At 52.4% G+C, this 19,747-nt stretch carries 21 protein-coding genes, 1 tRNA gene and 3 pseudogenes; 12 read left to right on the top strand and 13 right to left on the bottom strand.

Going from position 1 to position 19,747, the window contains the following annotated elements:
- Positions 1 to 25: 25 nt before the first annotated feature.
- From CP556_RS14880 to CP556_RS14870, 4 genes are all read right to left on the bottom strand, one after another.
- On the bottom strand, positions 26 to 1,573 hold the full coding sequence (locus CP556_RS14880; RefSeq protein ID WP_098726321.1) for a GAF domain-containing sensor histidine kinase: 1,548 nt from the start codon (positions 1,571 to 1,573) through the stop codon (positions 26 to 28).
- A gap of 778 nt (positions 1,574 to 2,351) precedes the next feature.
- Entirely contained in the window at positions 2,352 to 2,501 is a 150-nt protein-coding gene (locus CP556_RS27550; RefSeq protein ID WP_486187774.1) for a DUF7563 family protein, read from the bottom strand.
- 219 nt (positions 2,502 to 2,720) lie between these two features.
- Positions 2,721 to 3,260 (bottom strand): DUF5305 family protein, encoded by a 540-nt coding sequence (locus CP556_RS14875; RefSeq protein ID WP_098726320.1) that lies wholly within the window; start codon positions 3,258 to 3,260, stop codon positions 2,721 to 2,723.
- Between the two features lie 47 nt (positions 3,261 to 3,307).
- A complete protein-coding gene (locus CP556_RS14870; RefSeq protein WP_098726319.1) occupies positions 3,308 to 3,943 on the bottom strand; it encodes an IS6 family transposase in 636 nt (211 codons plus the stop codon).
- 245 nt (positions 3,944 to 4,188) lie between these two features.
- On the opposite strand from CP556_RS14870, the gene CP556_RS14865 reads away from it, so the two are divergent.
- From CP556_RS14865 to CP556_RS14845, 4 genes are all read left to right on the top strand, one after another.
- Positions 4,189 to 4,473: a hypothetical protein gene (locus tag CP556_RS14865; protein ID WP_098726318.1), complete on the top strand. Its 285-nt coding sequence runs from the start codon at positions 4,189 to 4,191 to the stop codon at positions 4,471 to 4,473.
- Positions 4,474 to 4,500: 27 nt separating this feature from the next.
- On the top strand, positions 4,501 to 5,649 hold the full coding sequence (locus CP556_RS14860; protein WP_098726317.1) for a tubulin/FtsZ family protein: 1,149 nt from the start codon (positions 4,501 to 4,503) through the stop codon (positions 5,647 to 5,649).
- A gap of 284 nt (positions 5,650 to 5,933) precedes the next feature.
- Complete coding sequence (locus CP556_RS26045) at positions 5,934 to 6,131, top strand: hypothetical protein (RefSeq protein ID WP_176548210.1); 198 nt, start codon at positions 5,934 to 5,936, stop codon at positions 6,129 to 6,131.
- Positions 6,132 to 6,592: 461 nt separating this feature from the next.
- Positions 6,593 to 6,701, top strand: a tRNA-Ile gene (locus CP556_RS14845).
- Between the two features lie 42 nt (positions 6,702 to 6,743).
- On the opposite strand, the gene CP556_RS14840 is transcribed toward CP556_RS14845, so the two are convergent.
- Positions 6,744 to 7,139: a hypothetical protein gene (locus CP556_RS14840; RefSeq protein WP_098726315.1), complete on the bottom strand. Its 396-nt coding sequence runs from the start codon at positions 7,137 to 7,139 to the stop codon at positions 6,744 to 6,746.
- Between the two features lie 557 nt (positions 7,140 to 7,696).
- Complete coding sequence (locus CP556_RS14835) at positions 7,697 to 8,623, bottom strand: hypothetical protein (protein ID WP_098726314.1); 927 nt, start codon at positions 8,621 to 8,623, stop codon at positions 7,697 to 7,699.
- Between the two features lie 143 nt (positions 8,624 to 8,766).
- Here CP556_RS14835 and CP556_RS14830 point away from each other — a divergent pair, with 143 nt between their 5' ends.
- Positions 8,767 to 9,972: an IS4 family transposase gene (locus tag CP556_RS14830; protein ID WP_098726313.1), complete on the top strand. Its 1,206-nt coding sequence runs from the start codon at positions 8,767 to 8,769 to the stop codon at positions 9,970 to 9,972.
- A gap of 16 nt (positions 9,973 to 9,988) precedes the next feature.
- On the opposite strand, the gene CP556_RS27275 is transcribed toward CP556_RS14830, so the two are convergent.
- The 4 genes and pseudogenes from CP556_RS27275 to CP556_RS25390 form a co-directional block, all read right to left on the bottom strand.
- Positions 9,989 to 10,249: a restriction endonuclease gene (locus tag CP556_RS27275; protein WP_098726312.1), complete on the bottom strand. Its 261-nt coding sequence runs from the start codon at positions 10,247 to 10,249 to the stop codon at positions 9,989 to 9,991.
- 9 nt (positions 10,250 to 10,258) lie between these two features.
- A complete protein-coding gene (locus CP556_RS14820; RefSeq protein WP_098726311.1) occupies positions 10,259 to 10,432 on the bottom strand; it encodes a zinc-ribbon domain-containing protein in 174 nt (57 codons plus the stop codon).
- Positions 10,433 to 11,527: 1,095 nt separating this feature from the next.
- A pseudogene (locus CP556_RS27270) lies at positions 11,528 to 11,701 on the bottom strand (ABC transporter permease); the annotation flags it as partial.
- A gap of 208 nt (positions 11,702 to 11,909) precedes the next feature.
- Entirely contained in the window at positions 11,910 to 12,137 is a 228-nt protein-coding gene (locus tag CP556_RS25390) for a hypothetical protein (protein WP_141551693.1), read from the bottom strand.
- A gap of 450 nt (positions 12,138 to 12,587) precedes the next feature.
- On the opposite strand from CP556_RS25390, the gene CP556_RS14810 reads away from it, so the two are divergent.
- The 6 genes and pseudogenes from CP556_RS14810 to CP556_RS14785 all read left to right on the top strand — a co-directional run bounded on the left by CP556_RS14810 (position 12,588) and on the right by CP556_RS14785 (position 18,000).
- Positions 12,588 to 13,748 carry a tubulin/FtsZ family protein gene (locus CP556_RS14810; protein WP_098726310.1) on the top strand — a complete coding sequence of 387 codons (1,161 nt, stop codon included), beginning with the start codon at positions 12,588 to 12,590 and terminating at the stop codon, positions 13,746 to 13,748.
- A gap of 208 nt (positions 13,749 to 13,956) precedes the next feature.
- The gene (locus CP556_RS14805) at positions 13,957 to 14,328 is read left to right on the top strand and encodes a hypothetical protein (RefSeq protein WP_141551692.1); all 372 of its coding nucleotides are present in this window, start codon (positions 13,957 to 13,959) and stop codon (positions 14,326 to 14,328) included.
- A gap of 111 nt (positions 14,329 to 14,439) precedes the next feature.
- Positions 14,440 to 15,706 (top strand): annotated as a pseudogene (locus CP556_RS14800) (RNA-guided endonuclease InsQ/TnpB family protein).
- A gap of 143 nt (positions 15,707 to 15,849) precedes the next feature.
- Positions 15,850 to 16,317, top strand: coding sequence for an archaellin/type IV pilin N-terminal domain-containing protein (locus tag CP556_RS14795; protein ID WP_176548209.1), 468 nt, complete (start codon positions 15,850 to 15,852; stop codon positions 16,315 to 16,317).
- A 278-nt stretch (positions 16,318 to 16,595) separates the two neighbouring features.
- Positions 16,596 to 17,189 carry a response regulator gene (locus CP556_RS14790; protein WP_098726307.1) on the top strand — a complete coding sequence of 198 codons (594 nt, stop codon included), beginning with the start codon at positions 16,596 to 16,598 and terminating at the stop codon, positions 17,187 to 17,189.
- Positions 17,179 to 18,000, top strand: coding sequence for a DUF7504 family protein (locus CP556_RS14785; RefSeq protein WP_098726306.1), 822 nt, complete (start codon positions 17,179 to 17,181; stop codon positions 17,998 to 18,000). Before CP556_RS14790 ends, CP556_RS14785 begins: the two co-directional genes overlap by 11 nt.
- 392 nt (positions 18,001 to 18,392) lie before the next feature.
- Here the strand turns inward: CP556_RS14785 and CP556_RS26735 are convergent, their stop codons facing one another.
- The 3 genes from CP556_RS26735 to CP556_RS25385 are packed head-to-tail and all read right to left on the bottom strand — an operon-like array spanning position 18,393 to position 19,238.
- A complete protein-coding gene (locus CP556_RS26735; protein WP_255291474.1) occupies positions 18,393 to 18,521 on the bottom strand; it encodes a hypothetical protein in 129 nt (42 codons plus the stop codon).
- On the bottom strand, positions 18,518 to 19,090 hold the full coding sequence (locus CP556_RS14780) for a hypothetical protein (protein ID WP_141551691.1): 573 nt from the start codon (positions 19,088 to 19,090) through the stop codon (positions 18,518 to 18,520). The genes CP556_RS26735 and CP556_RS14780 overlap by 4 nt, the downstream gene beginning before the upstream one ends.
- Positions 19,083 to 19,238: a DUF2080 family transposase-associated protein gene (locus tag CP556_RS25385; RefSeq protein ID WP_141551690.1), complete on the bottom strand. Its 156-nt coding sequence runs from the start codon at positions 19,236 to 19,238 to the stop codon at positions 19,083 to 19,085. The genes CP556_RS14780 and CP556_RS25385 overlap by 8 nt, the downstream gene beginning before the upstream one ends.
- Before the next feature lie 53 nt (positions 19,239 to 19,291).
- Here CP556_RS25385 and tnpA point away from each other — a divergent pair.
- A pseudogene (gene tnpA, locus CP556_RS14775) lies at positions 19,292 to 19,689 on the top strand (IS200/IS605 family transposase).
- Positions 19,690 to 19,747 lie beyond the last annotated feature (58 nt).

Raw genomic sequence — 19,747 nt, 5'->3', positions numbered from 1 at the left:
TTGGATATGAAATATAAGATCAGACTTATTCTTTTATCGGTCTTCCTTCGATTATATCGTCTTCCGGTATCCGTACTTCGAACCGTGCACCGGATCCACTGCTGTTCGTCACTGAGATATCCCATCCGTGGCCGTCTACGACTTCACGGACAATCGCCAAGCCTAGTCCGGTGCCGTTCTTAGAGTTGGTGTAGCCGTACTCGAAAATAGAGTCTTGCTCAGCTACAGGTATTCCTTCACCGTTGTCCTCGACAGTAAAGCCGTTCTCCAGAAAATCCACCCGGATCATATCAGCTGTTTCTGCATGTTCGACAGTATTCTTGAACAGATTCTCGAACAGCTGTTTCAGACGGGAGTCATCGCCTATCACCATCACCGGATCTTGATCAATTATAACGGCTATTCCCTCTAACTGAACATTGTTGGACGCGTTCTCAGCTACGGCCTTCAGGCTTACCGGGCCGGTGTCCTGGATTGAATCACCGCTCTGGGAGAGAGCAAGTAGGTCGGTTACGAGTGTATCCATACGGTCGACTGCGGCTTGGATTTCATCGAAATCTTCCTCTGCATTGGTTTCCCGGGCGATATCTAGGTAGCCGTCTATAACGTTAATGGGATTTCGAAGGTCATGGGAGACAAGACTTGCGAACCGGTCCAACTTGTTGTTCTGTTTTTCCAGTTCTTTCTCCCGTCTCTCCAAGTTCACTGTCCGTTCAATCCTGTCTAATACAAGCTCCGTGTGCACGGCTAAAAGCTTCGCAAGCTCTCTCTCCAATGAACTGAACTGTCTGTCAGAAAACGATCCGCTGATCATCACTCCATGTTTTCCTATCGGAACGATGTATTCAGATTTGATTTCTGTCTCGGAATTATGCGTATGAGGGTTGTTAGATAGATCGTTAAACGTTTTCGGTTGCTGTACCTCAAAAACTTCCCACGCCAAACTGTCTCCCTGTTCCAGAGTGGGCAGTTCACCGAAAACGTTGTCGGCGATGTTAGATACCGCAACAGGTTCCAAGCGACCATTCTTTTCCAGCCAAATACCGGCGAGTGGGAGTTGTATAATTGAATGGGCGGCGTCAACAGATATCAGACAAGCCTTCTTCTTGGAATCTGCCTCTAGGAGTTCTTGAGTTACGTTGTGCAGTAACAGCAGTGCAGAATCTCGCCGTTTCCCCCGAAGGTCATACACGCCTATGATGAAGCCGATTCCTGCACCGGTCGTTGCACTGTTCAAAATCAATGTTGGCGAAAGTGCAGTAAATGCAGTGTCGGAACCCTCCGAGATACCAATTAGTAAACCGATGACACTCATAATGCTCAACCCGGCGAGAAACCAGGCTAAGACCCTTAACTGAAACCCTTTTTGAAGACGTTGTTTGTATAACCAGTAGATACCTGCTAGAACGACCAGGCTTAGGATGAACGGGCCTATGTCACGGAAGAGAACGGAGGCAGTAGACTTGCTCGTGAAAAACAGTAACCGAAAGCCATGTGCGATAGTTATGGAGAACACCGCAAACCACATGAAGAGGACGGGGTAAGAGGAACTAGTGTTAGGATGGGATGTCATTCCCGCTAAATCTCATATCCTAGTTTAGAAGGTACTGGCTTATATCTAGTGATCTAACTCCCGGTGAAACCAACCGCCTTAGGTCCTCGTATGCGACGATTTCAACAAAAACAATAATATATTTGATAAAATGTGCCTCATAGTTCTTATAAAAGATGAAAATAAGAGGGAGGGGTGTTTGGGTTAGGACTGTATTTGATGTTATCTCAGGCTTTCCTCTTCCCCATCCCAGTATGTTTCCGTGTCTCTACGTTCTTCGATCAAATGGTTTGTCCGGTCTTCCACGGTCTGTTTTCCCAACTTGTCGGTGTCCGGCAGTTCTGAATACCCGTTTTCGAGGAGATCTGCTGCCTGTTCGTATCCAGTGTCTCGTTCAATCCGTGGAACGTTCCGGCTGTAATTCCTCGACAGATATCTCGTCGAGATAATCCACTACACCTAGCAATAATATCCGAGTGAAAAGCTCTAACGGTAACTATAGAAGAGCTAGGCCTTATCGGAGTCGAACGGCCTGACGGCTATACAACTCGTCCCATAGAAGGCCAGAAACGGACGTTTCGCTCTCCAAAAAAGGGGAGTCTGACAGAGAATGGTGAGGCAGCTCTGTCGGATTTGGACGTGGAAAGAGAGGCGTATGTGTGTATGAGTAGAAAGGAACTGATTGGAGAAATCAGAGAACTAAAGCAGCAACTCAACGAGCTTGAGACCCGGTTCAACGTATTTCAGGAACAGGTGAGAACACGGTTGAACGAGGAGACAGAGGGGTAGAGCAAGGAGTTTATGGATCGGTGGTGTCCTGAGTCCCTGCGCCGTCTTTCAGGTTGGAGTAGGTTGAACACGCCGGGCAACTGTGGGCCTCACCGTTGATTCCAAAGACACGGATGAAGTCGCTCGTAATATGCTCCCCGCAGTTCTGGCACTGTGGCATGAGGTTAGAACTCGTTGGCTGGGCCGTAAACCCAGCGTTTGTCGGTGCTCCGATGTTGTTCTCACTATTCCCCTGTTATCGTTGCGATCGCCGGTCATGGTTCCATCAAGCAAACTTGCAGGAAGACAGAATCATCGTGGGCTCGACCTCGAGACGGTTTACCAACTACTGCTATTTTCTCGTGTGTCAGTCTCGTACAAGTGGAACTGAGGATAGCGGCTATTCGCCGTCCGATCCAGTAACTGTCGCGACTGCGTCAGTCTCTGACGATGCCTCGCTGTCTTGTGAGTCGTTGTCGGCTGCGGGCGGAACGTACGTGTACAGATACTCGTCGTGAATAACGTAGTACCCGTCTTCATCCGGGTCCTCGATGACACTGTTGTCCGTGTCGATTGCAAGGTCGACAAGACTGGCGAGCGAATCAGCTTCTGCACGCGGCCGGTCGAATGCCTCGTCTGGCAGCCTAATCGTCGTTATCCAGTCGTCGAAGTCCTCCCTATCATCATGAAACGCCAGCCACATCAGTTCTGAATCAGACAACGACAAGCACCCAGACGATTGCAGGAATCCGAGGCTGCCCAGCCCACCAACAGCGATCAGTAGTGCGAGTGGCCCGCCAACACGGTACGGTGCTGGCGTCGAGGACACTGCTGTCACTGAGTTGGTTTGCTCTCCGTACTGTGTTGTCTGTTCAGACGGTGTCGTGACACGGTACAACGCGGAGTCAATCGATATGGACAGATCCTGTTTCTCGGACATGTCAACCTGCTCGTTGTTAACCGTTCCCTCCGTATCGATGGTCGTGTTTAGTTTGTAGCATTGTGCCAGACGGCGAAGGCTTGGAGCCACGACTCTGCTGTTGATGGTTTTGCGTGGCTGAAATAGTTTGAAAACGAAGAGGTACGTCGTTTTATCTCACGAAATATACGCTCAACAGCGTTCCGATTTCCATGTTTTTCGTATCGAAATCGGAGCCCAGCTCGACGGAGTGCAGTTTGGAGATGTTTTGCTCCATCGACGAGAAACACGGCATCGCCGAGATCGTGTTTCTCAGTGAGTTCCTGCAGGAACCATTCTGTCAACGCGGTCGTAGTCGTTGAATACAGCCGTATATGGAGAATTTTGTTCGTTTCTGGATCGACAGCAGTGTACAGCCAATACCGATGTTCGTCGAGTTGAATCACTGTCTCGTCAAGTGCGACGTGATTCGGCTTCTCGTCATCCGCTGGCTGTAGATTGCACTTGTGGACCCAATCGTGGACTGCCTTGCGACTCCGTTCGACACCGAACTTCTCTAATTCTCGAACGGTATTCGAAAGCGATAGACCAGCAAGATGGAGTCGAATACCGAGCTCCATGAGCTGACGCGGTGTCCGCTCTCGCTCCACAAAACTCAAATCGATCCAGTCGCTATCTCCACTGAGGCGGCGGATTTTTGGCATAGAGCACCACAAAATCGTACCGCCTCACTTTTCATGCTTAACGAAACAGCACCGGTGGTAGACTCCAAACCGTAATATCCCAAATGCGGTCGGGATTCCTCCGTCTTCAGCCGGAGGATGTCAAGTGAGGTGAGGTGTTGCTGACACCAGCAGATTAATACTTTCTGAAGGTGACATTCAGACCATGATGGGGGAAAGCTTGTCGCTCCTAGAGACTTGCCGAAAATACTATCGAGGTGACAGTAATGACGGACCCACACCGCGATGAGTCTGAACAAGATGGCCTCGACAGGATCGATCGAGATTCTGTGAACTCTCTCGAGACAGCCGATACGCAGCTCGAGGAGGTGGAGCAAACGCTGTGGGACCTCTCACGACAGACGAACTCAGCAGCACTAGTGGAAGTCGTCGATATGGTACTGACCGATCTCTGGGCGCTGCAGCATTCACTCCTAGAGATTCAGAAGGAGATCGATTCCCATCCGGAATCGACGGATGAAGACTCGTTTGACCGGTCATCAGATAAATAGCAGAGAGTAGTGTGATCAGAATTTTCTATGAAAATTGAGTTGATCGGTATCGGTGGCGCAGGGTGCCGTATCGCGCAGACAATCAGTGCCACCGTCCCACAGGACTCGTTTGTTGGCGACACGTTTGCGTTCGATACTGATCCTGAGAGTCTCCAGAACCTCACTCCTCACCCGCGGATGACTCGGCATCAATACGGTGGAACTGCGACCGGTGGACTGCACGGCGATCTACAGGCCGGATTCGAAGTCGGAGGGCGCCATGTCGACGAACTCAGCCATCAACTAGATGATGGCCACCCAACGGTAGCCGATGCGTTCCTCGTAATCGTCGGACTCGGCGGCGCAACGGGTGGCGGCACCGTACCTGCAGTCGTGAAGAATCTACAACGGCTATATGAGAAACCAGTCTATGTTCTTGCAACGTTGCCCGCAAAGCGGGAACTCTCACCTACAGACAATACAGAGAACGATCACGTGAGTGAGCCGCCCACAAACAAGGCAGCGACTGCCGATTCCACGAGCCGACCACTTGCAGAGAAGAACACAGCACGTACGCTCGAGCAGCTTGACGGCCATGCAGATGCGATCATCTGTTTCGATAACGAACGCTGGTTGCAGTCTACCGACACCATCCCCGACGCGTATACACGTCTCAACCAAACGCTTTCAACACGAATACTTGCCCTCTTCGGCGCTGGAGATACTGCCCCCGACCAGAGCGCCGAAACAGTCATCGATGCAAGTGACATCCACCGGATTCTGGGAGAGACAACCGGAATCGCGACACTCGGCTACGGCGAACAAGCGATTAACACAGCTTCTGGCTCACGGTTCGGGCTTGGACTCTTCTCGTCTGACACAGCCGTCGAAACAACGACTGCGATCAGTGCCATGACAACAGTCATCCAGAAAGCGATCCACCGCACACTCACGCTTGAGTGTGACCGGGCGAACGCCACAGAGGCACTTCTAATCGTTGGTGGGCCGCCGGCGTGGCTCAACCGTCAAGCGATTGCAGATGGACGAACTGAACTCGAGGCCACGATTGAATCACCGATGATTCTCGCCGGTGACGCGCCGCAACCGGACCGTGACACCGTCTTTGCAGTCGTCCTCTTCGCTGGGGTAGAGCCAGTAACACGGTTGCAGGAACTACAGGCGTCGACGGACCGCTGACCCCGTCGAGGGACAGCGACGCAGTTGAAAAATAATCCAATTCTTTGATATCCAGATAGCCTCCTACCCTCTCCAAACGCGGCGATACTGGATGATATACCGAGACCGTCACATGTGACGATGTTCTCGGTGTGTGCTGTCGAGGGTCCAGTGATCACATCTCTGGGAATGTAGCTGAGACGCTTGATTGTTCTCGGGAACCGGCCCGCTGGAAGATCCGTGGCTTGGAGGAACAGGGACGCATCGCCAGCCGGAAAACAGCGGGCAGGTTCGTATGGTGGACCGTGGACGAACACGATCCTGTGCGAGGGGTTGATCCGGATAATCCGTTCTGGGAGTTTGAACCCGGTTCCTCTGGCGAATCTAACGTTTCTGAACGAGCTGATAAGCGAGATATCGAGTATATCTCTGCGTTCGACGGCGATTTTCAAACGCTTGGATTCACACTCGTTTCGGAGGCTGTTGGTCACCTCGATGCATGACCGATTTCATATAATATATCTTAGTATATTGGGCCGTCTACCGGAGTGTGACCTCCTCCTCGCCGTAAACGGCGAGGCTTCCCACGGCACCGCACCGCTGATTTGGGATATTTTCTGGTTTGTAACCCGGTCGGCATGACGGGCCGATGGCGGGGCCACACCACCGTTCTCCTATCCCCGGTAGGGGGACTCGGAGTTATCTTGACCGAGACACCACAGCAGTTCAAGAGGGTGTCTCGAACGTTCTGGGTCTCGGAGTCCCGATATTGTGCATTTGGGTGGCGACGAATCGCCTCGGTGTACATAATACCACGGCACGATGCTACTTAAATATCCATATTTGCGTCAAACGCGATTCGTATAGGTGTTGTCGGATTCACTCCCGCCGTAAACGGAGGGATTCTCTCCTCGCAGAAAGATAGGAAAAGCTATGGAGCTTATTTCTCTTCCTCTCTGTACCAGGGCCTTTAGCTTAGTCTGGTGAGAGCTCTCGGCTCATAACACAGTCTGACACCGAGTGAGGGCGTGTGGGATACCGAGTGGTCACTGGTTCAAATCCGGTAAGGCCCATATGTAAGTGGTTCTACGGTTTCGTTGGCGGTGACCCTGTTTTTATGAATCCTCAATGGCGTCAGCGATGCGCTTGAGGGCGCGAGTCTGATCACGTAGTTCATCGCGGAGCTGTCGGACTTCGCTTACGAGTTCCTCGTTGCTGGTTTCCTGACCTTCAGCACCGCTAGGAGGACCACCAGGACCGCCGCCCATCATCCCACCCATCATCTGCGCCATTGGATTCCCGCCGCCCATCATTCCACCGCCACCCATTCCGGGACCACCATCCATATCACCGCCGAATGGACTCTCTGGTGGCTCATCCTCGCCGTCACCCTCTTCAGCCCGGTTTTCGCGGATCTTCTCAACACGCTCACGGAAAGATTGTTCCTCAGATCCGTTCTCTGAAGTTTCTCGCGTCCGCCCGTCACTGTTGTCAGGAGCTTCGTCAGCCATACATCTGATTCTCTCCTTTCAATGTAAAAGACTGGCGGCTGACAACGGCCCACACTCTACAGATCACATAGTAAGCCGATTGATGATTGAAAAGCCGGTTATAAACCGACTCACAGGTACGTCAGTGAGGGGAGTACCTGTTTGCCCTGGTAGACTTGGCAGATGTCCACGGATGTCTCGAACGGATTCCCAGGGCAGTTTGATCTTCTGATTGAAACGTGATAAATAACCCACAAGGGGGCATGTGTTACCGTATCATTCAGCCGTGAGAGCAGTTATGACGTCCAAGTGGATGAAGGAAAAGCCTGACCAGCACCGTCCCTAGAAACGATAATCCCGTCACCGGCGATCAACTCATGAATTACCCGAACCGGTAGGCCAGTCATCTTCCCTTCTATCCGTGACGAGCGCTTGATCGGTGTTGACTCAGTATCGTCGCTTGAGCAGCCGGCGATAATCGTTGAGAGTGCCGGCTCCGCTTCCCAGGAGGAGCTTCCGTCGGCTCATGCGACTACGATTTGACGGTTTCGTGATGGTATTCCCTCCGTCGGAAGTTACTACTGTGCTGCCAACTGCTGAGCACGGCCGAGTCGGTTGACAAGCTCTTCCCTTGGTTCGCCCCCAAGATATTCGCAGGTATACATGTATCGTTCGAGAAGCATCCGTTCGTCGACGTATCTCTCCTCTTTTCGGTAAGTAATCCCAAGTTGTTCGTAGTACCACTTCGGTGGTGCCGAGTAATTGTTCGCCCTCGCTTCAGCCACTGCTTGACCAATACACCACAGTAGCAGTTCCTCGGCAGCATCGTGTTCGCCTTCCCGTTTGAGTTGCTTGACATGGTCGGTCGCATCAGTATAGTTGTCAATGTCGGATTTAGCGGCGGGGTCGCTGATGCTCGTTGAGGTACCGGCTTGGCTTGGATCAGGTCCCGTTTCCGGACTTGTACTACGGCTTGCGTTCCGTTCGACGCTGAGGTACTCCTTCTGAACTGCATATCGAATGAGCAGATACAGTGGACCAACGAAAAGGCCAAGTCCAGGTACCGCAGCGATTCCGATGTATAGCTTCCGTCGCTGTGGCCACTGGACAATATCGCGAGTCGCTTGGGAGTCTTTATAGAGACAGATCGGTAATCCAACCCAGCTGATAAACAAAAGGGGGTCGGTAACGAAGGCGGGGAGAGCATCCATCCAAATCCCTGCAATCCAGATACCAACTGTACAGGCGATGGCCCCCTTCTTCCAGACTGTCTCGGGTAACTGTATATCGCCAGTAACGGTGTGTGAGGGGGTTGAGGCCGTTTCTAAACCAGATGGTGCTGTCGATCGTTCTGACTGGGTCTGAGCCAGTGCAGAGTCATCACCCCTCTCCGATACATCGTCTTCGGAACCCTCCGGTTCAAAGTCGATATACTCCGCGACCAGTTCCTCGGCACCTTCCTGATCGACGAGTCCGATAAGATCGTCACCATCGATGAGCTTCACATTGAGATCGTCGGCTAACTCCTTGGCGCATCCGTCTTTAGTTAGGAGAAGAATCGCTGGACTGCAGTAGCTTATCGAGGCTTCTTTTCGAGAGGAATGAGGAAGTCGAGTCTGTGCACAACCGAACTTCCTCATCTCGAATTATGCGTCGGCTCACTACTCTCTTTCCATCCGAGTTCCTCGAAGAGCACGCCGAGGAACTCGGCGTGGTCGAACGTGACCGCAAACTCCAGATGCCTGCCTTCGTCTGGGCATTTGTGTTCGGCTTCGCCCCAGGCGAAAGCCGAACACTTGCTGGCTTCAGACGCAGCTACAATTCCACAGCCGACGAGACGATCTCTCCCGGCGGATTTTATCATCGGTTGACGCCGTCTCTTGCAGAGTACTTCCGCGACCTCGTCGAGCGTGGCCTCAACGAGGTCGCTGTCCCTGACACTGTTGATGCCGATATCGACCGATTCAGGGACGTGATGATCGCTGATGGAACCGTCCTGCGGTTGCACGAATTTCTCTCCGAGGAATACGAAGCCCGGAAAGAGGAGCAGGCTGGAGCAAGGCTCCACCTGCTCCACAATGCCACCGAGCAGACGATAGAACGGCTCGACGTTGCTAACGAGAAAACGCACGACAGCACGTTGTTTAACACAGGATCGTGGCTCGAAGACCGGCTCGTTCTGTTCGATCGAGCCTACTTCAAGTACCGCCGCTTCGCGTTGATCGATGAGAACGACGGCTACTTCGTGAGTCGGCTGAAAGAGAGTTCGAACCCGGTCGTAACGGAGGAATTACGGGAAGGTGAGCAGATCTACGACGTCGTTGATGACCTGCACCGTGAGTTCATCGACGTCGAAGTCGAAGTAGCGTTTGACCGAAGATCATACGCAGGTACGCAATCACGCGATACGAAGCGGTTCCGCGTCGTCGGCGTCCGCAAGGAGGACGCCGACGACTACCACCTCTATATCACAAATCTCCCGAGAGATGAGTTTCTACCGTCAGATCTAGCGACGCTCTATCGCTGTCGGTGGGAGGTGGAGTTGCTGTTCCGTGAGTTAAAGACGCAGTACGAACTGGATGAGTTCGACACGACGAAGAAGCATGTCGTCGAAATTCTGCTGTACGCGGCGTTGCTGTCACTGCTGGTAAGTCGTGAGTTGCTTGATCTGGTCACCGAACAGGCCGACGATGAGATCATGTTCCCACCAGAACGCTGGGCGGCGACCTTCCGGTCGCACGCCCAGCTCATCCTCCACGAACTCAGCGAGTATCTTGGCTACTCGCCGCCACCGCTGATCGAACGACTGATCGAAGACGCACAGAAGATCCACCAGCAACGGCCAGTGTTATAAGAGACGCTCGCTACCGCTACACAACCGAGGTGTGAGTCTTAGCTAAAGACGAATGCTCCTTGGCGTTTCTCGAGTATGACGACGTCGTTACCACGACTACCTTGTCTACGTTGTCTTCCTGGTGCTTAAGGCTCGAGTACTGCTGGATCGCGGGGCTGCCCACCTTGTTCCCTTCACCGTAGCGCTTCGCCTGGATCAGTGCCTTTTGATTATATGGCGTTGTTTTCTTTGCCCGGACCCGGACGTCGATCCCCTTGTCGTTCGACGCGGTCGACACCTCGCAGTCCTAGCCCATAGTTTCCCAGAGATCCGCGACAAAGTGCTCAAACTCATAGTCATCCATGGACTGGAGCTTTTGTTTGATATCGATATCATCAGGGAGTACGGCGAGATCCTCACCGCAGAAGCGACAGAACTGGCTGCCATCTTCTATCTCCTCCCTACACGACGGACATTCCATATTGGTCTATCTAAGCCGTTAGTTCAAAAAGAGTGACTACCGGACTGATTCTACTACTCGGTCTCAATCTGGAGCACGTCGATGGCCTTACCGGGACTGATGTCATGATCAATATGAACTCACGTATTGCAGAAACACCGGCCAGAGGCCAGCGTTGAGCCCCCATCCAATGTCAATGGGTATCGACTTGGGTGGGTCCGAGATCGGGAGACAATATGGCAATTGGCTTCACGTTGGAACGTGGTTCGATCTCGGAAGGCGAGGGAACGTCTGTCTCGGGCCGGGCGGATCTTGTCGGGCAACGACTGAATCCTCCTCCCCTCGCCCCCTCGCCAGGTAGATCATTCGAGTATCGCTGATTAAGGCCTATGGCCATATAAGCAGGTAACATCGATGTTACCGGCTAGAGTAATATCGCCGCGGCTTCGTATATAGGACCCTGCTGGCCGCTGCTAGTCTGGATCACTCGTAGAAGGGATGGGGGAGGGGGTCGAGGGTACGCTGGCAGGGGCACCGCATAGTACGGTGACCTGCCGTATTCTTGTATAACGGGAACGTAGGGGATAGGACTGTCTCCAAAGTGAATTGGTGTCTCGAGAAAACGCCGACAGGGGGTGTCAGCGTTTGAGGCTCTATCCCGATAAGTGTGCCTCAGCGGGTGGTGGAACCGAGACCGGTTATGTTTGACAATATGGCGATTGACTTCACGGCGGACCGGCCTCGGCAGGCAAGGGACAGTAAGTCTTGGATCGGTAGATCCTCTCTGACAACGACTAAACTCTCCCTCCCCACCTCTTCGTTGTTACCAGCGCAGTATTAATTTACTGGCCAATTGATACTGTCCGGAACTATTAATGGTCATGGCCAATAACAATCGAATGCCTCCGATCCCCCTTCCCCCTTCCCTCGGAGGCCTACTCACATCCCCACTACGTTTTCAAGACAGTCTCGGAAGAATCGGAACCACCCTAGCCAGAGGTAAGATGGACTATGACCGTTCTCTGGGTATGCACGACTATGTTCAGCATGAGTCAAGGTGGAGCCTCCGACCTCAAGGGGCGAGGTGCGTACGTGTCAAGGGGGGTAGGGTGGGTGTCAGTGAAGTGCTTCTAGTGGGGGTGTTCGGCTTACACGCCATCCAGCAATGGCTGCTGCGATGGTTCCAATAATTACAGCGATTGCCAGTGCTCCGCCGTAAATCCAGGGTGCGGTTTGTACAAGTCCTTCAAAGCCGACAACAGTTTCGGAGAGTCTGTTAAATACTAAAATTAGCGTACTCCACTCACATGGAAGGCTAAGCCGTTTGCTCCTTGTGGACAGAAGCTTCCCACTCCATTCCCTCACTGCCTGTTCTGTTCGTCAACAGGCAGGGACCACCGCCTAGCTCGAGACGATTGAATCAGGAAGCCCCGCCCTCAACGACCCCGCAATCGCGGGCAACTAGGGCGGTGTAGTTCACGTTGATTGCCCACGGATGTCAAGCCTGTTCTGCAGGTCCGGGATCGGTTTCCCCCGATACAAAGACAGCTACGGCGACAGCGAACAGTGTGATCGATGTGACAACAGCCAGAAGCCGCCGAAAACCACGTTCACTGGTTTGACCTGTGGTGACGGTTTCTTTGCCGCCGTCTTGATCGTGCTCGATGTCTTCGATCGCCTCATCAACTTCTTTCTGAGTTGCCTCCGTGAGATCCGTCTTTTCCACGTTCACTCCCCTCTCCCAACCTCTACTCTACATCACAGACTAAAATAGTTTCTTATTTGAATAATATAGTTAATTGCTATAACCGATCGGTACACTATTGTTTTCGATATCTGTTGGGCATACCAGGAAACCGCTGGTCTCCGGCCACCGTTAGCTGTACCTGAGACCAGGAAGCCCCCCTCCTTCCTTCAACAGGGCTGGGGCGAGTAGCCCTCGAGCACGGTAGGATAGTTCACGGCACCGGTCCTATCGAGTTAACCATTAACCAGTGACTATCCAGTACAGAAGAAATACTGCAGTTGATAATGTTCATATTTCCGTTAGTATCTCGGCCATAACAATGGGTGGAACTGGTAACCGTTGATACGTGGTACCGCCCCTACCAGATAGAGACGGGATCTAGTGACCAGCTATGGTCTGGTAAGCGGGATGGACCATGAGAGAGAAACCATGAAACTTGCACTTATCGGCTTTGGTCAAGCAGGCGGAAAGGTCGTCGACGAATTCCTGGCGTATGACGAAGGAATCAACGGCGGCTTCATTGAATCAGCAATCGCGGTCAACTCCGCGACGACTGATTTGAAAGGACTTGAAAACATTCCACAGGAGGACCGTGTTCTCATCGGCCAAGCACGCGTGAAAGGACATGGTGTGGGTGCCGACAACGAACTCGGCGCGATAGTGACTGAGGAGGATATCGACGAGATCCAGGGAGCGATTGACCGGATCCCGATCCATGAAATCGATGCCTTCCTCATCGTCGCCGGAATGGGTGGTGGAACCGGCTCCGGTGGAGCGCCGGTACTCGCAACCCACCTCAAACGGATCTATAGCCAGCCCGTTTTCGGCCTAGGCATTCTCCCGGCGATGGACGAAGGCGGAATTTACACGCTCAACGCCGCCCGCTCGTTCCAGACGTTCGTCCGTGAGGTGGACAACCTGCTCGTCTTCGACAACGATGTCTGGCGCAGTGCCGGCGAATCGGTTGCCGACGGCTACAGCCAGATCAACCGCCAGATCGTCGAGCGGTTCGGCCTGCTGTTCGCCGCAGGCGAGGTGGGACAAGGGGATCAGATCGCCGAGAGCGTCGTGGACTCTTCGGAGATCATCAACACGCTTCAGGATGGTGTCTCGACCATCGGTTACGCAAGTGAAACGGTTAATACCTCGAGCGATGGAATCCTCGCATCGTTTAGAGAGGATACCGGTTTCGAGAAAGGAACTGCAACGAACCGGATAACAAGTCTCGTCCGTAAGGCAGCGCTCGGCCAGCTAACACTTCCCTGTGATGTTGGAAGTGCGGACCGCGGACTCGTCGTTGCGACCGGGCCACCAGAGAAACTGAGCCGAAAAGGTGTTGAACGCGGCCGCCAGTGGCTCGAGGACGAAACCGGTAGCATGGAGATCCGCGGCGGCGATTATCCGATGCCTCACAGCGACGAAGTCGGTGCAATCGTGCTCCTGTCTGGTATCACTGATGTTCCACGGATCGACAACCTTCAGCAGGTCGCGATCGAAGCACAGAATCGAACCGAAACCCTGCAAGCCAATGCCGACGACGAACTTGCCTCTCTTGTCGATACCGGTGGGGAACTTGATGCCCTGTTCTGACGAAGCATCGTGAGGGCTTCCAGAGGTTTTCTCCACGAAACTGTATCGGTATGGTCTGTTGATCTTCCTAGAGAGATTCCACTATTGGAACCATCCATGGTGTAATTATTAGTTACAAAACAATTGAATGGCCTATTATTTCATGCGTAGACCTATTTCTATCAAACGTTCTACTGAGACATTTATACTGGTTCTCGTGTTCACCTTCATGGTTTCAAATGCGGCCGCTGAACTGACCGTCTACGAGGATGATTCAGTAACCATCACCGGATCCAACTCCACTGTAACCTGGGGACAGGACTACCTATTCGACGTTTCAGACCTTTACTTCTACGATTCAGTTCTGGGGATCGGCGATGACAGGAATATCAGCGTGGTCTCGAACACCGTTACGGGAACCAGCTCCATACTGGAGGAGTACGATCTTTCCACGCCTTCAGTAGGCGATACCGTTCTAAAAATCGAAACGGAGGCGGTAACAGGGTCCACGGTCGGCTACCAGTTCACCGGCATCCCAAGTATAACGGACGGACAGTACCGGTTATTCATCGGTGGTCGAGGCGGATACCCCGACCCTTGAGGTTGGGGAGGAAGCCGACACTACCTTTCGCAAACCACGCGCGATAGCAAGTCCGACTCCCCATACTTGAATAAAAATACTATGAAGTATCTTCAAGCATACTAATGAAATATGGAGGTTGTTCGGAACATTCAAGTCAAACTCGACGTTTCCGAAGAGGACTACGAAGTCCTCGATGAGACGTTCGAGCAATTCCGTCAAGCGGCGCAACACGTCGCTGACCACGGATGGGACGACAACCCCTACGAAATCACGGACACGAAGAATACACTCCATGAGGAAACGTATTCTGACGTTCGTGACAAACTCACCCTGCAATCCAGCCTCGTTCAAAGTGCCCGCAACCTCGCGGCCACAGCACTCGGAAACTGCAAAGATCGCATCATCGAAGACGGTGAAAAAGCCAGCAAACCCGAATTCCGAGGGAGCGTCGTCGTGTACACCGGTCGAACCATTACGTACAACGACGACCACGTATCCCTCGCCACTGTTGACGACCGCGTGACTGCCAAATACGTCACCCCAGTCACCGAGGAGGGGACGCCGTTCGAGGACTACTGGACAGACGAATGGGAGAAAGGCGAAGCAACGCTCCACAAACGCGATGGCACGTACTACCTCCACGTCGCCGTGAAGAAAGATGTCGAATCCGATTCTAGCGACGATGAGTCCGAGAACGGAGTGGTTCTCGGTGTCGATTTGAACGTGGATGGCTACCTCGCCGTCACGTCAACCGGAGCGTTCCTTGGCAATGCAGACTACCTCAACCACAAGCGCAATGAGTACGAACGTCGGCGCGGCAACCTGCAACAGACAGGCACTCACTCGGCGCATCTCACCATCAAAAGTATTGGGTCACGGTTCGCTCGATGGAGTGCTAATTACCTCCACAGAGTGTCAAAAGCACTTGTTCGAGAAGCTGTTGAGAACGACTGTACGGCCATCGCGTTCGAGAACCTGAAGCATATCCGCGAGCGTATCTCGAACGCCTCAAAGTTCCAGCAGTGGGCGTTCCGTGAACTCCAACGCCTCAAAGTTCCAGCAGTGGGCGTTCCGTGAACTCCAACGCCATGTCGAATACAAAGCCGAAGAATACGGTATCGACGTGGACGATGTTGCACCTGCCTATACAAGTCAACGGTGTAGTCACAGTGAGTGTGGGTTCACGCACGAGGATAATCGTGATGGTGACGAGTTCGGGTGTCTGAAATGCGGGAAGCAACTGCACGCCGACTATAACGCCGCTCGAAACGTTGGGTGGCGTCTTGTTCAGCACTGGCTCAAGTCTAGTGCTGGACGAGCCACGAGTCAACTGGCTCTGAAGTCAGGGACGTTGAATGCGAATGGTCGATTTCGACCTACTGCCCTTCGCAGTTAGAGCGGGAGTCCACTGACAAGCCTTGGGGCTTGACCCCGAGGCAGTTGACCCAGAGATCTCGAGTTCGGGAAACATATCTGTTACCGTGTAACATCCTACAATCGGTTTGGAGAGTCACAGCCGTTGGAGGGGTGTATTACACCGTGAAAGGGATTTCACCGATCATCGCAGCGGTTTTGTTGACCGGTTTCACAGTAAGCGTGGCAGTAGTTACAGCACCGTTTTACACCGATACACTGGAGTCAAGCCAGGAAGGAGTCGAAGACCGTCAGGATGATCTCTTGGACTCGACATCAGCACGGCTCGATATACTTGACGTAGTGTACAACACCCAGGACGGATTCCTGAACCTGACTATCCAGAACAATGGTGAGACCGAACTCACCAACTTCTCCGTCACGGGGTTCGCCGACAGTCCGGTCCAGGAACAGTTCACAGAACCACTTGACACGAACGAGATTACAACTTTTACCATGGCCACACCTGGAACCGGTAACGTAGACAGGGTGGAGGTCGCCTCCCAACAGTTCTCGGCCATGGATGTGATCGACCTCAAAGACTTAGCCGCAGGCACACCGCCACCAACACCTGAAGGAATCACAATCAACTGAGGAATGTCTCTTAATAGTCATTACGGTGAACTATCCTATCCTCATACTTGACGAGGGGCTTAGTACCCCAACTCTGCCAATAACATATTTGAATAGTTTTCCCATAAGAAAGATCTGATGACATCTATTACTGTTATTCACCAACTTGGAGAAGAACCAATTGGACTAACCACGGACAGATCATTTGCTACAAAAGTCAGGTATTTACCAGTTTCAAGAAGATTTATATGATTCTCGTACGATCAAATCGTTAGTTGAACCACGGACGGTAACTACCAATGACAGGAACTAGCGTGCAAGCCGAGGAAGACAGGGTATTGATTATCGACGATGAGGAGAGGCTCACTGATATCTACATGCAGTGGCTGTCGGACCAGTACCAAGTCGAAACAGCATGTGATGGACGAGAGGGGCTTTCCAAACTGGACGATGAAATCGATGTGGTGCTCCTTGACCGGCGTATGCCGAACCTGAGTGGTGATGAAGTACTGGAGCATATACGGGAGAAAGAGTACCAGGTCAAGGTCGCGGTAGTGTCCGCGGTCGACCCCGACTTCGATGTGATCGGTATGGGTTTCGATGAGTACCTGGTGAAACCTGTGAAGAAGGACGGGATTCAAGAAGTTGTTGACAGACTTCTAAACCGGACGGACTACGAGGAGAATACGGAGGATCTAAGCCAGTTGCTGGCAACCAAAGCCGTACTGGAACAGGAGAAACAGGAATCCGAGCTCGAGGCAAACATGGAGTACCTGGAACTTCAACAAGATATATATGATCTGCAGAAGGATGTTGATGAAACGCTTGACGGGTTCACCCACGAGGACTACCTCGCCGCGTTCCGAGATATAGACGTGAAAAATGGTTCATGAAAGTCCGTACCTGTTTACAGTCAATGAATCGGAGCAGCCAAGCCAAAAACTGATACGTGTCGTAGGCTCCCTGGTAAACGCCTCCCGCGGCGAACTGGACCCGGTTCAAAACATTATCGACCCGGAGCTTCTGGACAACATCCGGCACAGCCGAAGCGATGTCTCGTTCTCATTCAGGTACGAAGGATACGACGTGACCGCACACAGTGACGGACGGATAGTTCTCAGGGACCCCGCCTCGATCTATGCACAGCTCGACAACCTTTCCAACACGCTTCACATGTCCTCCGGAGATGAAGACAAGATCTGCGCTGACCTATTACAGCAGTACCCTTTCGACCATGAAAACGTTTTAAATGTGGTGTACGGCCAACATCCGGACCACTCAATAGAGCCTATTCTCCAGCACGGGACGAAGCCACCGGCCAACAACAAAGTGATATCAGTGACTTCTGAAGGCAGTGAGCCGGACAGCCAGCTCTTCAATGTGAAAACAGACCTAGTCGATATGAATATGGAGGACGGCTTCTCCCGCCTAGGGAAGGAAATCCTTCAAGCAATCGGGGACTGGACGTCAAACCCGTATAAAACGGTTCTCTGCTTCCGCTCCATCGAAGCAGTTATAGACCGGACAGATATTGAGACCGGATTCAAGTTCTTCCATCTGTTGACTGAAAAAATCAGTTCATCCAACGTCACGGCACACTACCACATCAACTCCAAAACCTGTGACGAAATGACCATAAACGCGTTAACACCCCTGTTCGACGCAGTAGTCTACGAAGACGGCAACTTCACCATCTCCAAGTAAGAATAGGATCTCCGAAACGTTGGTTGGTGACTACTACTCAGACGCTGATGAAAAGGGGGTTAGTGAACCCCCTTCGTATGCTACTACACAGCCGATCGAGGCGCTGATTTAGCTGGATGCCAGTGCTCCGATCTGCCTCCAGCCAGTGTCATCCGGAAGCAGATCAAGCGGAACTGCGTTACTCATTCACACAGTAGTTAGCCCGACCTTTGCATGGTGGTTTGAGAGTATGGAGATACAGGATATTTTCTGGAAGTAGTCCTATCGGAGTTCGAGAAGCACCCCTTGTCTGCAGAGCGCTCTATTCGCACACGTAGTTGGTTCAGGACAGGTGGACGATGTAGTGCAATAGGGTTGAATATGTGTTTATACTGTTAAAAAGTGTGGGAAACCTAGGTGCTGAGAACATCGCTTTGGTACACTCGGCGGGTTTCGAGCGTGGCGTCGTACAGCAGGCCCTCGTTGTCACTCTGGATGTCGAGTTGGAAGTCCAGCGTCTTGACGAGGAGATTCGTAGTCATTTGATTCGAACGTCAATAAGCCTCCCAATCTCGTGGGTCGGTGGGTCATATTGGATATGGAACCCAGAATCAGACGACTTTTCATGGCACTCTAGGGTGCGTTCAACGTTGACCGTAACGGTAGGGAGGCCATCCCACGGCGGGAGAGCTTCTTCTTCACGCCCGTTGTTGATTGCTTGTTCTGCTTCCTCTCGCGTCAAATCCTCGTACTCATCAAGCCACCACTGACGGGACGCATTAATATCCACAACACAGTATTCTGGTTGTTCATCAACAGGCTCTGTGTACACGATGGAAGGGTCAATCCCCACCCGGTCTAATTCGTCCAGCCAGATTTTTGCAAAACACATGAGCGTCTCCCCTTCGTCTTCGATGCTGGCACGCCATATAGTTGCGTTTAGGGTTGCCTTGGGGAGTGTGTCGTGGTGGTAAGATGACCCGTCATATTTCGACGTGGGGCCACTCATCGGCCCATCGAACCGAAGAACAACGTCCTTTCCCCCGGCCTCACAGAGTATCTGAACGATGGAAGCGGTTCGAGCAGACTCAGTTTTCGTACTACTACTCATCATCTCCTCCGTCGGGTTCTGAGGTTCGGACGACTTTCACGTCCGCTCCACGCCAGCGTTTGGGGACGGTGATGTGGGCGCTGTTCCCGAACGGTTTGACCTCACCGTCGAGAACTTCCTCGCCGTCGATTTCAAAGCGATTCACCATAGAAACGTATATCCCTCGGATATACTTAACTGTGTCGGTGGAAAGGGTTTGATATGGGCGAAAAACGGTCGAATCACACAGTGTACAACGTCAATTACCACTTCGTGTGGTGTCCAAAATACCGTCCCGAGATTCTCGAACCAATCGAGGACTCACTGGAAACGAGCTTCCGTGACGTGTGCGACGAATACGGCTACGATATACTATCATTGCACATCTCATCTGACCACGTACATCTGTTTCTTTCTGCCCACCCGAAGCACGCTCCGAGCGAGATTGTACGGACAGTCAAGAGCATCACGGCCCGGGAGATGTGGGAACAGCACGAGTCGTTTTGGAGAGGTATCTGTGGGGTGGTGGGTTCTGAGAGGACTTGTACTACGTCGGGACGGCAGGCGACGTTTCGACAGACACGATTGAGCAGTATATTGAGCGCACGGAACACGTTTAGCGGAGCGTACGGCCTTCACCCTTCTCTCTATAGGCGTATATATCGGTCATAGTAACGA

It is taken from the genome of Natrinema sp. CBA1119 (assembly GCF_002572525.1).
Lineage (GTDB): Archaea > Halobacteriota > Halobacteria > Halobacteriales > Natrialbaceae > Natrinema.
The sequence above is the reverse complement of the archived record's forward strand: the minus strand, read 5'-3'. Positions and strand labels throughout refer to the sequence as shown.